The 16,108-nt window shown below is 49.3% G+C and carries 13 protein-coding genes; 5 read left to right on the forward strand and 8 right to left on the reverse strand.

The window, feature by feature from the left end:
* The 5 genes from KKE17_00805 to aroC form a co-directional block, all read right to left on the reverse strand.
* A partial coding sequence (locus KKE17_00805; GenBank protein MBU1708520.1) for a hypothetical protein occupies positions 1-420 on the reverse strand: 420 nt, incomplete at its 3' end.
* A 165-nt stretch (positions 421-585) separates the two neighbouring features.
* Positions 586-4,881: a phosphoenolpyruvate synthase gene (locus KKE17_00810; protein MBU1708521.1), complete on the reverse strand. Its 4,296-nt coding sequence runs from the start codon at positions 4,879-4,881 to the stop codon at positions 586-588.
* A gap of 251 nt (positions 4,882-5,132) precedes the next feature.
* Positions 5,133-6,140, reverse strand: a complete 1,008-nt coding sequence (gene gap / locus KKE17_00815) for a type I glyceraldehyde-3-phosphate dehydrogenase (protein MBU1708522.1) — start codon at positions 6,138-6,140, stop codon at positions 5,133-5,135.
* A gap of 141 nt (positions 6,141-6,281) precedes the next feature.
* Positions 6,282-7,844 carry a glycogen/starch synthase gene (locus KKE17_00820; GenBank protein MBU1708523.1) on the reverse strand — a complete coding sequence of 521 codons (1,563 nt, stop codon included), beginning with the start codon at positions 7,842-7,844 and terminating at the stop codon, positions 6,282-6,284.
* A gap of 203 nt (positions 7,845-8,047) precedes the next feature.
* Positions 8,048-9,100, reverse strand: coding sequence for a chorismate synthase (gene aroC / locus KKE17_00825; GenBank protein ID MBU1708524.1), 1,053 nt, complete (start codon positions 9,098-9,100; stop codon positions 8,048-8,050).
* A gap of 267 nt (positions 9,101-9,367) precedes the next feature.
* Here aroC and KKE17_00830 point away from each other — a divergent pair, with 267 nt between their 5' ends.
* Together KKE17_00830 and KKE17_00835 are read left to right on the forward strand one after the other, a co-directional pair.
* Positions 9,368-10,051 carry an XTP/dITP diphosphatase gene (locus tag KKE17_00830; GenBank protein ID MBU1708525.1) on the forward strand — a complete coding sequence of 228 codons (684 nt, stop codon included), beginning with the start codon at positions 9,368-9,370 and terminating at the stop codon, positions 10,049-10,051.
* Between the two features lie 19 nt (positions 10,052-10,070).
* The gene (locus KKE17_00835; GenBank protein MBU1708526.1) at positions 10,071-10,739 is read left to right on the forward strand and encodes a class I SAM-dependent methyltransferase; all 669 of its coding nucleotides are present in this window, start codon (positions 10,071-10,073) and stop codon (positions 10,737-10,739) included.
* Positions 10,740-10,752: 13 nt separating this feature from the next.
* Here the strand turns inward: KKE17_00835 and KKE17_00840 are convergent, their stop codons facing one another.
* Positions 10,753-11,523: a UPF0280 family protein gene (locus KKE17_00840; GenBank protein MBU1708527.1), complete on the reverse strand. Its 771-nt coding sequence runs from the start codon at positions 11,521-11,523 to the stop codon at positions 10,753-10,755.
* A gap of 192 nt (positions 11,524-11,715) precedes the next feature.
* Here KKE17_00840 and KKE17_00845 point away from each other — a divergent pair, with 192 nt between their 5' ends.
* Complete coding sequence (locus KKE17_00845) at positions 11,716-12,333, forward strand: TIGR04282 family arsenosugar biosynthesis glycosyltransferase (protein ID MBU1708528.1); 618 nt, start codon at positions 11,716-11,718, stop codon at positions 12,331-12,333.
* A 5-nt stretch (positions 12,334-12,338) separates the two neighbouring features.
* Here the strand turns inward: KKE17_00845 and KKE17_00850 are convergent, their stop codons facing one another.
* Positions 12,339-12,827: a CvpA family protein gene (locus KKE17_00850; protein MBU1708529.1), complete on the reverse strand. Its 489-nt coding sequence runs from the start codon at positions 12,825-12,827 to the stop codon at positions 12,339-12,341.
* A 120-nt stretch (positions 12,828-12,947) separates the two neighbouring features.
* On the opposite strand from KKE17_00850, the gene KKE17_00855 reads away from it, so the two are divergent.
* Entirely contained in the window at positions 12,948-13,736 is a 789-nt protein-coding gene (locus tag KKE17_00855; GenBank protein MBU1708530.1) for a 4'-phosphopantetheinyl transferase superfamily protein, read from the forward strand.
* A 63-nt stretch (positions 13,737-13,799) separates the two neighbouring features.
* Positions 13,800-14,483 carry a Crp/Fnr family transcriptional regulator gene (locus tag KKE17_00860; protein MBU1708531.1) on the forward strand — a complete coding sequence of 228 codons (684 nt, stop codon included), beginning with the start codon at positions 13,800-13,802 and terminating at the stop codon, positions 14,481-14,483.
* Positions 14,484-14,575: 92 nt separating this feature from the next.
* On the opposite strand, the gene KKE17_00865 is transcribed toward KKE17_00860, so the two are convergent.
* Positions 14,576-16,108: TGS domain-containing protein (locus KKE17_00865; protein MBU1708532.1), on the reverse strand; the 1,533-nt coding region annotated here is incomplete at its 5' end.

Below are 16,108 nucleotides of genomic sequence, written 5' to 3' on the forward strand. Positions count from 1 at the left end.
AAGGGAGGAGAGGGTTTCGTGGGCCTGGTGAACCCCTGATGCGGTAGTAAGGTGGTGACCGTAAGTTTTGGTTGCATCGGTTTTAATAGCATCGGTTGCAGTGCCCACGGTGCCGGTGGAGGCATGGCAGCCCTGGCAGAGATCTTCTTCATTGTCAAAGCCGAGAAACAGTTCCGGAGTGGACGAGGTACCACCGACGCTTCGATGCTGTTCATGGCAATGGGCGCAGTTGCCCTTTGCATAATTTGCTGTTGCCATGGTTGCCCGGCTCACCCCTGTGGAGTTGCTGCCGTGCGCGGAATTGAGGTAATTTCCGGCAAGGACTGATTCCGGAGTAAGCAGCAATAAAACACCAGCAACAAAGCTGATTACGCCTTGAGCCGATGTTAATACTGTATTCTTAGATATAGGGAGTTTCATGTCGTTGGTATTTTTAGAAAAAGAAAAAAATTTTCAGGAACTGAACCACATTGTAATAATAGCATTGATTTTCCTATACTCCAAGAAAAAACACGGTCATCCAGTCAGGCAGTTTTGGGTTAATTGTTTAATGTTTCAATGTATTATCGGTAGAAAGATAGAAAATTATAAGGGGAGGATCTGCATCTCTTTTTTGATCGGATGTCTGCCTTTGAGCAGCAGACCGTTTCTGCCATCAATACTCAACGGATCACCGAAGCGAATGGTAAGATCATTGATCTCGCAATACTCTTCGGTTTCATAGACCTTCAGGGCGTGGCAGCCGACAACGCAGGTTTTTTCAAGGCGCAGGGTGACAACTGCGGCGTGGGAGGTCTGGCCGCCGCGGGCGGTAAGCAGCCCGTCGGCCATTGATATGTCCCTGATGTCTTCGGGCACGGTGTCCTGGCGAATCAGGATCAACGGGGTGTCCGGATCCTCTTTTCTGAGGGTTTCGATGTTTTCCGCGGAAAAAACCGCCCGCCCGGAAAGAGCGCTGCCGCTCACGCCGATTCCTTTTCCCAGAAAGTTTTTTTCAATATCATTGAATTCAGCAAAAACCGAAAAGCTTTCCTTCTTTTTAATGGTGATCATGTCCCGGGTTTGAAGAATATAGAGGTCTTTTGCTTCAGGGCTTTCAAAGGTAAACTCGATTTCCTGGGGGTTCCAGCCCTTTTCATAGACCAGTTCCCTGGAGAAGGTGAGCAGGGCGTTATATATTTCCGGAAACAGCACCTCAAGGGTATTATCCGGTGATCGGCCGTCAATGGCCGCCTGTTCAAGGGAGACCGGATAGGTTGTGACCAGGCCGCTGACAATATCTTCTCCCTGATCGCCGGGCGCATAATCTCCCCAGAGCGCAACGCGCCTGACCTTACGATAGGGGTGGGCGGTGAACAACACACCGCTGCCGGATTCCGGGTTCTTGTTTCCAAAAACCATGGTCTGAACAATCACCGCTGTGCCCCATGATTCGGAAACATCCATCAATGACCGGTAATCCTTTGTTTTGGGAGTGTTCCAGGAATCAAGCACCATTTCAACCGCTCCGGTGAGCTGCAGCCAGGGATCATCCGGGATGCCGGTGCCGATATTGCGCACCGTTTTCTGATACTCAAGGGCCAGGGCCTTCATCTGTTCCGGGAGAAACAGGCGTTTCACCGAGACGCCGTGGGTCTGTTTGGCCTCATCCATCAGGGACTGGAAAACTTCCCTTTCCACGCCCCTGGTCATGGCCCAGGACTGGAGGAAGCGGCGATAATTATCCCAGGCGAGATATTCTTTTCCGGTGGTTTTGGCGAATTCTTCAACAATTTCCTGGTTGAGGCCGACGTTGTGGATGGTGGCCATCATGCCGGGCATGGAGATCGCCGCGCCGCTGCGTACTGAAAGCAGCAAGGGGTTTTCCGTGTCGCCGAATCTGCGACCGGTCAGGTTTTCAAGGACGGTAAGGGATTTTCGTACCTGGAACATGAATTCATCGCGGGCCAGGGAAAAACTGCTGACAACCGGCCAGCATCGGAATATTTCCGTGGTAATGATAAAACCGGGAGGAACGGGTTTTCCTTCGCTTGCAAGCTGCGTGAGGTTGTATCCTTTGTTTCCCAGGTGAATCAGGTTGTTGGTCCGTGGATTGCTTTTGTGGAGAAAGCTTATGGCGTTTTCCGGATTGTAGGTCATCAGCAGGTCAAGGCTTTGTTCGTCAAGGGATTCTTTCTGGCGTTCAAGGGTCTGATAGATCCTGGTAATGAAATTATCCAGCAGCTGCAACCCGAAGGTGCCGGAGATCAAATCCCGCAGAAAAGTTTCCGACAACTGGTGCATGCGCCGGGTCTCGCTTGAGCTGTCGTCGGTTTTGTCGTGATTGTTCACCACCAGGGAGTTGTATTTCTGCAGCATGTTTTCCGGATGGATCTGCGGCAGGATTATGCTCAGGTTGTTCTGGTGAATATTGGTGTAATAGGCATAAATTACATCTTTTACACCCTCAGAAAGCCCGCGGAAAATATCCAGGTATTGTGTGAAGGAAAATCGTTTTATGTCTGAGGAGGTTGCCAGAAGCGATATGTAGGTTTCAAGGCGCCGGCTGGTGATTCCGTCAATTCTCAAGGCTCGTATATAGATCCTGAGGCATTTGAGAATCCGGATGAAAGTCGCCCGGGTGATAAATGACAGGTTGACGGTTTCGGGCAGTTTCTCAAGATAGATGTTTGCCATGTTTTCAAGGCGGAAGGTCAGGCCCAGGGCATCGAACTTTCGTTCCCGATATCTGCCGTACACCGAGGGAATGTCGGTGGCAATATGACGCTTGTGGTAAATATCTTCCTTTGCTTCAAAGGTCTCAGGGCTCAGAATAATTGCCTGGAGGCCCTCCAGGTGATCCAGCAGGGAAGCCAGGCATTGGAAGGTGTCACAGATTTCAAGGTCGGCAATCAGGGTTTCCATTTCCGGAAACCCCCCATTCACTGCCATTTCCAGCTGGTGCTTGAGTTCCTGGGTGCCGAGGTTGTATTTCAGGTCTAAAAGTTTGTACATGCTGACCAGCAATTGGAAGCGTTTCTTTTCTGTAGGATCAATATCCACGAGATTGTCGAGAAAGGCTTTCATCCTAAGGTCGTCGAGGTTCAGCAGGTCCTTGGTGCTTTTGACCTCCGGCAGGCGGTAAAATTCCTTGATCAGCTTGTGAAGCTCATCAATAAACGGCCCCTCGGTTTTGATCTGCCTCAGGATCTCTTCAGGAAGAAAAGGACTGAGAGGGGCTTTTTCCCTGGTGCGCCAGAAGTCAAAGATCGCTTCGATAAAACCGACAATCAGATTGCTGCTTTCAACGTGACTTTGCTTGCGAAGAAAATGGATCAACAGGTCTTTGCGCTTATGGGTTTCGTCTGCCTCGGTTGAAACATCCCGCAACAACCCTTCGGCGCCGATTTCGTTGAAAAACACCGGGATAAGTTTGGTAAACTGCTTGACCAGGTTATACACCGGTTCCACCGGATGGTTGAGAAGTCTTGAGATATCGCGCTGGAAGAGGTCGGTATCTTTAATGCAGGTGCCGGTGAGTTTGAGGTTGATAATCAGCGCCGAAAAAAGCGTTGCGCACCATTTGGGCTCCTGCATGATCAGGTTCAGCCAGACACGGATATTCGCAAGATGGGCGGGGTTGGTGATCGGTTGCCAGTCCTCATCCACGCCCACGACATTGGCGTACTGAAATCCGAAGCGCACCGTTTCCCATAAGAATGTTTCAACCAGCCGGCTGTTGCCGCGGTTAAAGACCTCGGTTCCCAGGACCTGAATACATTGCATGGAGGTATGCGGGTATTTACGGACATTTGCCTTGAGAAGCTTGAAGGTGGTCAGCAGAAAGCTCTCAATTTCTTCAAAGGTTTGCTGTTTGATGAGCAGCACCAGGCTTCGGTTTATCTCTCGAAGGGTTTCTTCATGAATCAGCCCAAGGCCTGCCGTATCCATGATCCGGAACAGGAAAAGAAGTTTGCGGTTTTCGGAGAACCTGTCGCGGTCTTCCTTTTCTTCAGCGGAATCCCGCTGGTTTTCATCTCCCAGGTTTTCGGTCACCTCCTTATACAGTTTTACAATATCCATATGGGATGGCAGCGCCAGGAGCTTTTCGGTGTTTTCCGGCGAGTGGTCCGGGTGTATCGATTTCAGGGTTTTCAAGTGTTCCTGAAAGGTTCCATGGGAAATGGCATTAAAAAGCTGCCCGGCTTTCCAGCCTTCGCACATGTCGCCGCAGGTAGCGGTGAACCACGGGAAGGGATCTTCTTCCGAGAGCCAGTAATTGTAATTGAGTGTAAGTATTTTTTTAAGCAGCCTTGCAACCGGGGTAAAATCATAGGTTGTGCCGGTCTCCGGAACTTCCTGCTTTTTTGCCAGGGTAAATATTTCTCTGGATATCTTTTTTACCGGGTGATGCCCCTGAACAATATGCAGCAGGATCGGGTCGTCGAGCTCGTAGAGAAAGGTGAAGGCCCTGGCGAGAGATTGTTCATAGGTTTTGAAGCTCTGGTCATCAAGGGTTGAGATCTGTTTGTCCAGATAGGCAAGGTAGGATTCCAGAGCCAGGGAAAGAAGAGGGACATTCTTCTGGCTGGATTTGATGGCCTGGGAGAAAATCTGGGTAAACAGTTCCAGTGCCTGGGGGCCGTTTTCATGCCTCCGGTAAAGGTCGCAGTTTTTCAGGACAAAGGTTCTGAGTTTGGGGAGGATAAGGTTCCAGTTGCGAAACGGATGGCTTATCTCATAAAGAAGAGCATTTAAATTGTTGAGTATGCCCTTATATCCGGAAACAACCTCGATCAAAACTTCATAGGCGGGATCAATGGAAACCTCATCCACAGCGGTTTCCAGAAGGTTTGCTTTAAGGGCGTCGGACTCGATGGCCTGATCGGTATTGTTGTTCATTTATGGGGTTTTCCTGAGAGGTTACGGGGGAGAATACACTTCAAAGAGTATAGGTGAAATTCGCCTTGCCCGCAACGACAGAATATCTGTTATCACGGCGAGTGGAACTGTGGCGGGTGTTTTACGGCAGGAATTCATGAAACAACAAACAAGGCGTTCTTGGGTTCAACCTGAAAAGAGTTCAGATGCACATAAAAAAGCAGGGCCGGGATAACCTTTCCCGGCCCTGCAGGTTATATCATTGTTTCATCTTACAGAGGTTTCTGTGCTTCCATGAGCAGGACGAGATCAAGCATTCTGTTTGAATAGCCCCATTCGTTGTCATACCAGCTCAAAACTTTCACCATGGTGCCGCCGATGACTTTTGTTGAGAGGCCGTCAACCACCGAGGAGTGCGGGTTGCCCTGGTAGTCGATGGAGACCAGCGGTTCGTCGGTATAGCCGAGGAATCGGTTTGCCGCATCTTTGAGCGCCTGATTCACCTCGATGGCGGTGGTTTCGTTTTCCACCTCGATCACCGCGTCAACCACCGAGACGTTGGGGGTCGGCACCCGGACGGCCATGCCGTCGAATTTCCCCTTGAGTTCCGGGAGAACCAGGGATACCGCGGCCGCGGCGCCGGTTTTTGTCGGAATCATCGACAATGCCGCGGCGCGTGCCCTTCTCAGGTCGCTGTGGGGAAAATCCAGGATGCGCTGGTCGTTGGTATAGGCATGAATCGTGGTCATCAGGCCTCTTTTTATGCCGAAACGGTCAAGGATGACCTTGGCAACCGGCGCCAGGCAATTGGTGGTGCAGGAGGCATTGGAAATAATATGGTGCTCGGTGGGATCATACTCGTGCTCGTTGACCCCCATGACGATGGTTTTGACGTTGCCTTTGGCAGGAGCGGAAATAATCACCTTTTTTGCGCCGGCCTCCAGGTGGGCCTGGGCTTTTTCATCGCTGGTAAAAAGCCCGGTGGACTCGAGAACATAATCCACCCCGAGATCTCCCCAGGGAATGTCTGCGGGGTTGCGGTGGTTGAATATTTCCACATGGCGGTCGTCAACCTTGATACCCTTGTCGTCGGAAGTCACCGCTCGCTTGTAAACCCCCATTACCGAATCGTATTTCAACAGATGGGCCGAGGTCTTGTTGTCCGTCAGATCATTGATGGCGACGATCTCTATATCGGCAAAGGCCGCGTCTGTCTCAATGGCCCGGAAAATATTTCTTCCTATTCGCCCAAATCCGTTAATCCCAACTTTTATTGCCATTCCTGACCTCCTTTGAGTCAATTTTATTGAAGCACTCGCAGCAGGAAAGCCAGGGCTCCGGGCTGCGGGAAATCTTCACATGAAAGGACTTTTTTATTGTTATAGCCGTTTCGTTATCCATCCAAGGGGCAGACCCCCATCTTATATTTGTTCACTGGTGCTGATTAATGTCAAGGCTTCCTGATAGAGCGAGATATAATGTTCCACCACTTTTTTCCAGGTGTAATTGTCATGAATGTGCCGGACCGCTTTCTGCTGGATTTTTTTGATAGTATCGGGCGAACGCCGATATATCTGCAGGGCTTTCTGCATGGCGGCCATCAGGGCCGCCGAGTTGTGGTCCTGATAGGCAAAGCCCGTCTCGTTGTCCACGACCTTGACCAGTCCGCCCACATGATGAACAATGGGAATATTCCCGTAAAGCTGCGCTATATAGTCAGTCAAGCCGCATGGCTCGTATTGTGAAGGGATGAGAAAGAAGTCGCCTGCGGCATAAATCTTATTTGCAAGAACAGGATCATATCCAAACAATACACAGATGCGACCGCTGCTTTTTTTCTTTTTTGTCAGCTCAATAAGGCTGTTTTCAATCTCTTTGTCTCCGGTTCCAAGCAGCAGCACCTGAAAATTTGTATCCATGGCAAGCAGAGCATCAAGGGCGCCGATCAGTTTGTCCACCCCTTTTTGGAATGTCAATCTGCCCACCAGGGTAAACAGCGGCTGGCCGGGCCGGTCTTCGATGCTGCCGGTTTGCAGTATTCTGTCGAGCTTTCGGTCGTTTATCAGTTTCATCAGTTCTTTCCGGCATTTTTTCTTGCCGGCCAGGTCTCCGGATAACGGGTCGAACCCTGCGGCAATTCCCAGTTGTTTTGGCTTGCCGGGATTAAAATCTTCAGGGTTGATGCCGTTGGTCACCCCAACAAGCCTGACACCTCTCTTTAACAGCTCATGGCCGAGCCAGCCGGTCATCACATCATCTTCAGTTTCCCTGAGTTCGCGGGCATAATTCTCGCTGACCGTGTTCATCACCGAATAAGGCGAGGCCGCCAGGAAAGGATCAAAATAATCATGCAGCAGGCTGTTTATCATCGTTCTGGTGGGAAGGCCGCAGATTGTCTGGGCAAATGGCAGATCGCCCACCTCCTGATGGTAGCCGATGCCGGCGTTGTGGATGGTGACGATGAACCCCGTTTTTCTGAAAAAGTGACGATAGCCCTCGGTTTCGCGAATCATGGCGGGCAGAATAGCGGTGTGGCCGTCCTGGCAGTGGATGATGTCCGGAACCTCATTCAGGCAGATCATCAAGGCGATGGAGGCTTTTTGCAGAAGAACATTCATTGCAAAATAATCAAAATGGCCGTCGCCTTGCCGATTCGAGAGATTTTCAGCCTCTTCTTCCGCTGTATACGTATAGATGCTGCGCTTTTCCCGATACCTCTGGGCGTCCACCAGATATATGGAAACGCGGCCGTTTCTTGACCAGATTGTTACGCGCTCCCTTCTTTCGAGCCCCACATAGGGCATGTCCACATCAAAGGCAAGACCAAGGGGTTTGAATCCCAGCTGTTCGGGGTTCATGGAACCGTACAGGGGCATGACAACGCTGACTTTCTTGCCGGCTTCGGCAAGTGCCTCGGAAAGCTGCATTGATACATCTTTCACGCCGCCGGCGCCGGCGATGCCGTCGTATTCACGGGTTATCATCCAGATCTTGCTGATTGATTTTTTTGAACGTCTGCGAACCATGTATAGTCCTCGTACCGATAAATTGAAGCGGTTCTTTTTATTAAGTCAAAAAAACCGCAAAAAGAAAAAACAAATATAAATATCTTCAGGTTGTTTAGGCTGTAAGCTAAAGGTAGTTAGCTTGTTTATCGCCTAATCGCCTGCAGTTTCTTGAGAAACCATCAGGCGATTGTCCGCTGCCGTAACAGGTGATCCACAAGCGTCAGGCAGACCATTGCTTCGCAGACCGGGATAATTCTCGGTATTGCGGAAATATCATGGCGGCCGCCGATCGTAATCTTTACGGGATTGCCGTCCAGGTCAATGGTGTCCTGTTCTTTTGAAATTGACGGGATCGGCTTGACCGCCACCCGTGTAACGATAGCATCGCCGTTTGATATTCCCGCAAGGATGCCGCCGGACCTGTTTGAAGCAAAACCGGCAGCGGTAATCGGATCGTTGTTTTCTGAGCCGGTAAGGCCTGCCGCCTCAAAACCTGCACCGATTTCAACGCCTTTGACGGCGCCGATTGACATGAGTGCTCCGGCAAGTTCGGCATCAAGTTTGTCAAATACTGGTTCGCCAAGGCCGGCCGGGCAGCCTTGCACGAGAATTTCGACAATGCCGCCCAGGGAATCCCCCTGCTTTCGGACTTCATCAACCCGGGCCTCCATGCGGGTGGCAGCTGCACTGTCCGGACAAAAGAGTCGGTTGTTATTTATTGCATCAAGGTCGCGTTTTTTGGCGACAACCCCACCAAGGGCAATAGTGTAAGCGGTGACCGTGATGCCCTGGGCCAAAAGCAGTTTTCTGGCAACGGCGCCGGCGGCAACCCGTGCCGCGGTTTCCCTGGCTGAAGCCCTGCCACCGCCCCGGTGGTCCCGGATACCGTATTTTTTAAGATAGGTGATATCGCCGTGACCCGGGCGGAAGATTTTTTCCAGGTGGTCATAGGATTTACTGTGCGCGTCTTTATTGAAAATTACTATGCTGATCGGCGTGCCGGTGGTTTTTCCTTCAAAGATTCCGGAGAGGATCTCCGCACGGTCCGGTTCTTTTCTGGGGCTTGCCGGACCACCGCCACCCGGCTTTCTCCGGTCCATATCCTGCTGAATATCGTTTTCAGACAGGGGAATATTCGGGGGGCAACCGTCAATGGTCACCCCAACTGCGGTGCCGTGTGATTCGCCCCAGGTGGTAATTTGAAAAACCTTTCCAAATGTATTGCCGGCCATTGATCTGTGGTTCCTGTAGTAAAAGGTTGCTATGAAAGTTTCCCGCTCGCGAGGATGGGGGGCGTGGAATTGCTGTTCAGCAAATTTTCTTTTGTTTATTGCATATTAGAAACTTTTACGGTATTTCACAAGCCGGTGTCAAGCTCAAGGGCCTTTTGTTTAGGGCTTTTCATTGATTTGAATAGAAAGTTTACTATATTACAGAATTAATACTTGAAAAAAGAGATAAACATAGACACGGTTTAGTGACTGGGGATTAAGTGAAATATGAATAATATCATAGTGTTGGCAACGCGCAACAAGGGAAAGATCAGGGAATTTCAAGAGTTATTAAAGGATTCTGACATTGAAATCAGAAGCCTGAATGATTTCGGGCCGATTCCGGAAGTGGTTGAAGACGGCGCGACCTTTGATGATAATGCCTACAAAAAGGCGCTCTTTACCGCGAAAATTCTCGGGCTGCCGGCAGTATCCGATGATTCAGGTCTGGTTGTCGAGGCCTTGAATGGCGCGCCTGGTGTGATATCAGCTCGATACGCCGGAGAAAAGGCAACGGATCAGGAAAATATCGCCAAGCTGTTACGGGAAATGGAAGGCAAAACCGACAGAAAAGCCGCCTTTGAATGCGTCATTTCCATTGCCGTTCCCAGTGGTCCGGCTCTGACCTATGAGGGCAGGTGTGAAGGCGAGATTGCCACCGAACCTCAGGGCAGCGACGGTTTTGGCTATGATCCGGTTTTTTATTGTCCTGAATACGGCAAAACCTTTGCCCAGTGTTCCGCAGAGGAAAAAAACCGGGTGAGTCATCGGGGGAAGGCCCTTTCCCAGGTGGCAGGAGAGCTTGCAATGATTATGAAGTGGCTCAAGGCAAGGACCCAAGAGGCCAAGCCGCCGAAACCGGATCATGCGCAGTTTGAACACAACGACTGGTCTGAAGATAAACAGGTTTGAATGCGCTTAAGGATATTCCATGAAAAGAACTCCTGAGCCGGAATTAATGAATGGCACAGAGCAGGCTGAGGCTTATGCAGCCGCAGATTTTTCCGAGCCGCACAATATGTTCGTTGAGTTGTTTAAAGAGGCTTTTCCTGGCTTTGCTCTGGGCACGGTTGTTGATCTTGGCTGCGGTCCTGCGGATATAAGCATCAGAATTTCTCAAGCCTTTCCGTTATGCACGGTTCATGCTGTAGACGGGGCGCCCAACATGCTTGTCCTGGCTCAGAAAAGAATAGAAGAGCTGTCCCTGCCTGAAAGAATTACCCTTATCAATGGGATGTTGCCCGAGGTAAATACCCCCCTTGAAAAATATAATGCGGTGATTTCAAACAGCCTGTTGCATCATCTCCATGATCCGCATGTTCTCTGGACCTGTATCAAGCAATACGGTAAAACCGGGAGCTGCGTTTTTGTCATGGATCTTCTGAGGCCTGAGAGTGAGGCCGCGGCCCGGGAATTTGTTGAAAAATACACAGGGGAAGAACCCCCCATTCTCAAGGAAGATTTTTATAACTCTCTGCTGGCGGCCTATACACTTGAAGAAGTCGGGGGGCAACTTGCCAGGGCAGGTCTTTCGAACCTCGTGATTGAACAGGCCAGTGACCGGCATTTTGTCGTAAAGGGAATTATAAAAGACCCCTGATAATTCAAAGTTTCTAATCGTCAAGGCCTACAAGTTCAATATCACCCCAGGCGCCGAGCTGATCGCCTCGTATGATCACCGCGCCGATAATTCCGGTAATTGACTTCGCCACCCCAAGTGCCCGGTTAATATCATCCGCTTTGATAATTTCATTGCCAAGCCTTGTTGCCACGGCATCGGCAAGAGAAGTGGATGGGGCGAGAACCGTAACCGAATCCGCTGATCCCAGACTCAAGGAATGGCCCACCGTCCCGGAGGATGTACAGATGCCCAGTGGCATTTGTCGGCTCGGGATAGCAAGCCCCACCTTGTATGATAAGGGCGAATCGCCGGCAAATATGCTCACGGTGCAGTTGTTTTTTTTCTGAAGAAAGATATCCCCGCCGTTTTCAACCATAATCTCATTAATCTCATGGGTTAACAGGCCCTTGCCGACAAATTCGGCGATGGCTCCGGCAACTGCAGCCATTGGTCCGACCTGCGCTGCCGCGCCGGCCCGCATCATATCTTTGGCTATGGGTGGGGCCAGGTTGTCAAAGGGGACCGGCAGCAGGGAGGTGAGGAATTTCGCATGGGTTGCAATATACTGCTCCAACTGGTTTCGGTACTGCACAACGAGATGAGTCGCTTCCCGGGTGAGATCCCTGGCCGCGAGGATGTGGAGATCCGTTTCTCGGACCTTGATTTCGGTAGCAACAAGGTTGTCCGCAGCAATTATTTTTCGATAGGCTCGGTCTTTAAAAGAATCCGGAGCGCTTTTTTTCTTTTTTGGTTTACCGGTCAATTGAGGTGATGGTATGTTTTTTGAGGGTTTAATTATCGAGTATAAATTGCCAGCGAAGTTTTGCGCCAATCATCCAGAGCTGTATTGTGACGGATTTAACAATAGTTGAATATTGAATAACGAACAAGGAATTATGAACTGCTGAATTTCGTTAATGGAGCTTTAAGGGATGAAAAGCGCAGTTAAAACATAATGAAAGAAATCATTAGACAAAAACTCATTATTTTTACCCGATATCCGGAACCGGGAAACACCAAGACCAGGCTGATTCCTGCTCTTGGTCCGGATGGCGCTGCAGATTTTCAAAAACGAATGACTGAATCAATATTCCAGGAAATCAAGCAGGTTGTTGTCAGGCAAGGTGTTGAGGTAGATGTTTATTATGAAGGCGGCGATGATAATTCAATGCGGCAATGGCTTGGGCCGGAAGTATCGTATTTCCCTCAACGAGGAGGAGACATTGGAGAGCGGATGAACCATGCGTTTCACGAAGCATTTGATTCCGGCGCCGAGCAGGTGGTGATTATAGGAACTGACTGCCCGTCTTTAACTGATGAAATCGTTTCTAATGCCTTTGATAAGCTTGAGAGCCACGATCTTGTTTTAGGACCGGCACTTGATGGCGGATATTATCTCATTGGTCTGAACCGCCCGATAAATAAATTGTTTGAAGGTATATCCTGGGGATCGGGGATAGTGCGTGAACAGACAAAATCCATCGCTAAAAACCTATGGTTACAGGTATATGAAGTAGATATCCTTGTGGATATTGATAGACCGGAGGATATTATTTATTTTCAAACGAGTTAGCCAGTTCAGGGCTTGAGCCGGCTGCGGATATCCTTGTCTTTTATCAGGGAGAGGAAAATTTTTGTTGATTGTGAGAGATAAGGAAAGGAAAAGGAGTTTTTCAGAAAGGGCGAGGATTTTGTAAGGGTTCCCACCAGGAGCATAAAAAGAAGGTTCACAACAATAAATGCTTTAATAAAACCGAATAAACTTCCCAGGCCCCTGTCGGCCCAGCCGAGCAAGGCAAAGGAAACAACCTTTTTTAATAGTTTTCCAAGAAAAATGACGGCAAAATAGACCACCAGAAAAATCAGACAGTAACTTACAATAAAACCGATTTGTGGTTTGAGAAAAGGGATTTCAATATGCGTTGAGGATCCATAAAAATAGCCAACGGCGGCATAGCCCAGAACAAGGGCAAGAATGGACGCGGTCTGGCTGATGAATCCTTTCCAGGCCCCCCAGGCGATAAATAGAATAAATATTGAAAAGACTATAAGATCAAAGGTATTCATGGATTATTATGAGCTTGTTCGTAGTGGCGGACCGATACATTTCTGGTAAGGAATATTCCGGTCGGCGCGGATAGGCGATTGTTTGGTTTGAATGTAACCGATATCGGATTTCCGGACATCATGTTTATAGACAATTTTATTTCAAAAAGCCGACAGAAAGAAATCACCGGGCTGCTCCATTTTTCCCAGGGATTTTTTTTGGCGGCAGTGAGTCTTGAGATGCTCAAGCAGGACATTGATGCCGGTCAACAGGGCGATATTTCGCAAAAATATCTGTCACCCGAAGAGAAGGAGCGCTTTGATGGGTTTCGCTTTGAAAAGCGACGCATGGAATGGCTCGGCGGTAGAATCGCTGCAAAGGTCGCAACCAGGGATTTTTGTAAAACAGCATTGCACGCAAAAGAGACGGCCTATAACAACTGGTCGGTTTTGTCAGATAAAAACGGCAAACCATATATCAAGTTCCTTTCCGCGCAGGCCCCGCAGGTTTCAATTACCCATAGCGCCGGAACCGCAGTAGCTATGGTATGCAATGAAGCATGCGGAGTGGATATAGAACGGGTTACAGAAAGGATAATTTCGCTCAAGGAAAGGTTTTGCTGGCCGAAAGAAGAGAAGGTGCTTGCCGGTCTGACCGGGCAGAATCAACAACCGGAGTTTGGGGTGACCATCCTCTGGTGCGCAAAAGAGGCCTTAAGAAAACTCTTTGGGGCCCCGCCCCTTCCGGGTTTCATGGAGCTTATGTTGATCAACGGCAAATTAACCGGTAGAAAAGGTTTGCTTTTGGAGTTTGAAACAGGTGAGAGGCTTCAAGAGGGCCGAGGGAAAGATTTTCTGGTTTACGCGTCGCAAACCGGGGAATATGCCTGGGCCATCACCGTTGAAACTGGCGCGGACAACAGAGAATAATTTTTTTGGCTCTACACTCCAAAGTTAAACACAACTTTTTATGTTAACAAGGTGAATAATATCATGGAAATTACCAGGCTTATTGCCTCAACGCCATTGTTTGAAGGGTTGTCACAGGATCAATGCGACGAGCTCGCAATGATTGTCACAGACCAGGAATTTAAAAAGGGCCAGACGATTTTTTCCGAAGGCGATGATGGTGTGGGGTTTTATGTTGTCGTTTCGGGGATGGTGAAGATTTACAAATTGTCCTATGAGGGTAAAGAGCAGATTCTTCATATCTTTGGGGAAGGCGAGCCTTTTGCCGAGGTTGCTGTTTTTACGGGCACCCCCTACCCTGCTCATGCTTTGGCCCTTGAAAAGAGCAGAATATTTTTTTTCCCGAGGAACGCCTTTGTCGGGCTTATCATGAAAAATCCTTCATTGGCGATGAATATGCTTGCCTCCCTTTCCCTGCGCCTGAAACGTTTTGCGCACCTGATCGAAGATTTATCCCTTAAAGAAGTGCCGGGGCGTCTCGCGACCCACCTGCTGCTGTTGAGCCGCCAGCAGCAAGGATCTGAAGACCTGCAGCTTCAGATTCCAAAGTCTCAGCTCGCAAGCTTGCTGGGCACGATTCCGGAGACCCTGTCGCGGATACTCACCAAAATGAGTAAACAGGGGTTAATCGAAATTAATGGAGCAAATATCCGGATACAGGCCAGGGATGAGCTTGAAGAATTGGCTGAAGGGGGACGACGACTATAGAAAGTGACAAGTAAATAGTGACGAGTGGTATGGTGTCGGGTATTTTCCCCTCACCCCTCACCCCTCACCCCTCACCCCTCACCCCTCACCGCCTATTGTTCAAAGGCGAATTCATACAAAATGTCTGTTTTGTTGAAATGGGCAAGAATGCTTTTAAGGCCGGAAAGGGTGTCCACTGTAAAGTTGATCTCCCACGGGGACTTGCTTGCCGAATGTTTTGAAAGGGAAATTATATCAATGATTTTCATTTCAGCCGGTGCAACACTCAGCAGCATCAATACCCTGTTTCGCATAATTGATTTGAGAATGAGCAGGGACTGGGGTTTCCTTACCCTGGTTTCCTTGAGTTTCCAGCGCAGTTCAACCACATCTTCTCTTTGAAGTTTCAATGAGCTGATTTTCTTGCAGTCATTATGATGGACGGAAAGTCCCCGCTCACTTAAAAGACCGATCAGTCCCTTTTCCGTGGGTACCGGGTTGCAGCAGCGGGACAGCTTTATGCAGGCAGGATCAAGACTGTCCAGGTCAAAACGGTTTAGAATCCCTGTCGGAGGCTCAAGGGTTTTCCTTTCCTTTAAGAGGAGGGTTTTAATCCTGTCTATCAGTTCTTTAAGCTGCAACCTGCCGGAGCCTATTTCCAGAAACAATCCATCAATGCTCTCCAGGCCATAGTGGTTGAGAACCAGGCTGATGTCTTCGTTTTCCATTATGTGAGGGATGCCGTATCGCTTCAGTTCCTGCCGGAAGATAGACTGGCCGATTCTCATGGCAAGATTTTCACGTCTTAACCGGAACATTTTGGACAATTCGGTGCGGGCCCGGGGGGTTTGGCAAAGTTCCTGAAGGCCCGGATCAAAACGGACGGGCTGCTCCTGACAGACGATATTCACCCGGTCGCCGTCCCTGAGAATGCTCTCAGGTTGTACCTTGTTTCGGCCGATCTTGGCGTGAATGCAGCGACGGCCCACCTCCGTGTGGATCTTAAAGGCAAAATCAAGCACATTACTGTTGATCGGCAGACAGATCGGGTCTCCTTTGGGCGTATAGGTGTAGATTTCCTTTTTGCCGCTTGCTGCAATGAGTTCGCGGTAGGAAAGCGCGTCATCGGTGCCGAGGATATCGAACATTTCCTGGATTTCTTTTTCAAAACCGCTGGGCACTTTACCATGGGAAGCCCATTCCGCGATAATCCCGGAGCGACCGGTGCGGAGCATATTTTTGGTCCTGATTTTGCAAAGATATTTCGTGCCCTTAATGTTGATTCTGACGTGCAGGCTCTGATATCCGGTTGATTTCGGATTGGCGATGAAGTCGCGAATTGTCCTGGGAATGGGTGGGTAGGATTGATTCATTATGCCAAGGATTCGATAACAGGTCTGGATGTCATTTGTTGCAATGAGAATTTCAAGGGGTGTTTCAATTTCTTTAGATAACACCCTGTTCGTATGGTCAAAATATGCCCAAAGTCCTTTTGTCCGAATAAAGACTTCGCTGCTGATCCAGGCTTTTTCCAGTTCATCGCGGATTTTTTTAATGATTTCGCCGGAATTTGCTTTTGCTTCAAGCTGGCGGAGCTGTGATACAAGCCGGTGGCTCTGGCGCGGGAACTTATAGGTGAGCGCCAG

Source organism: Pseudomonadota bacterium, assembly GCA_018823135.1.
Classification (GTDB): Bacteria; Desulfobacterota; Desulfobulbia; order Desulfobulbales; family CALZHT01; genus JAHJJF01.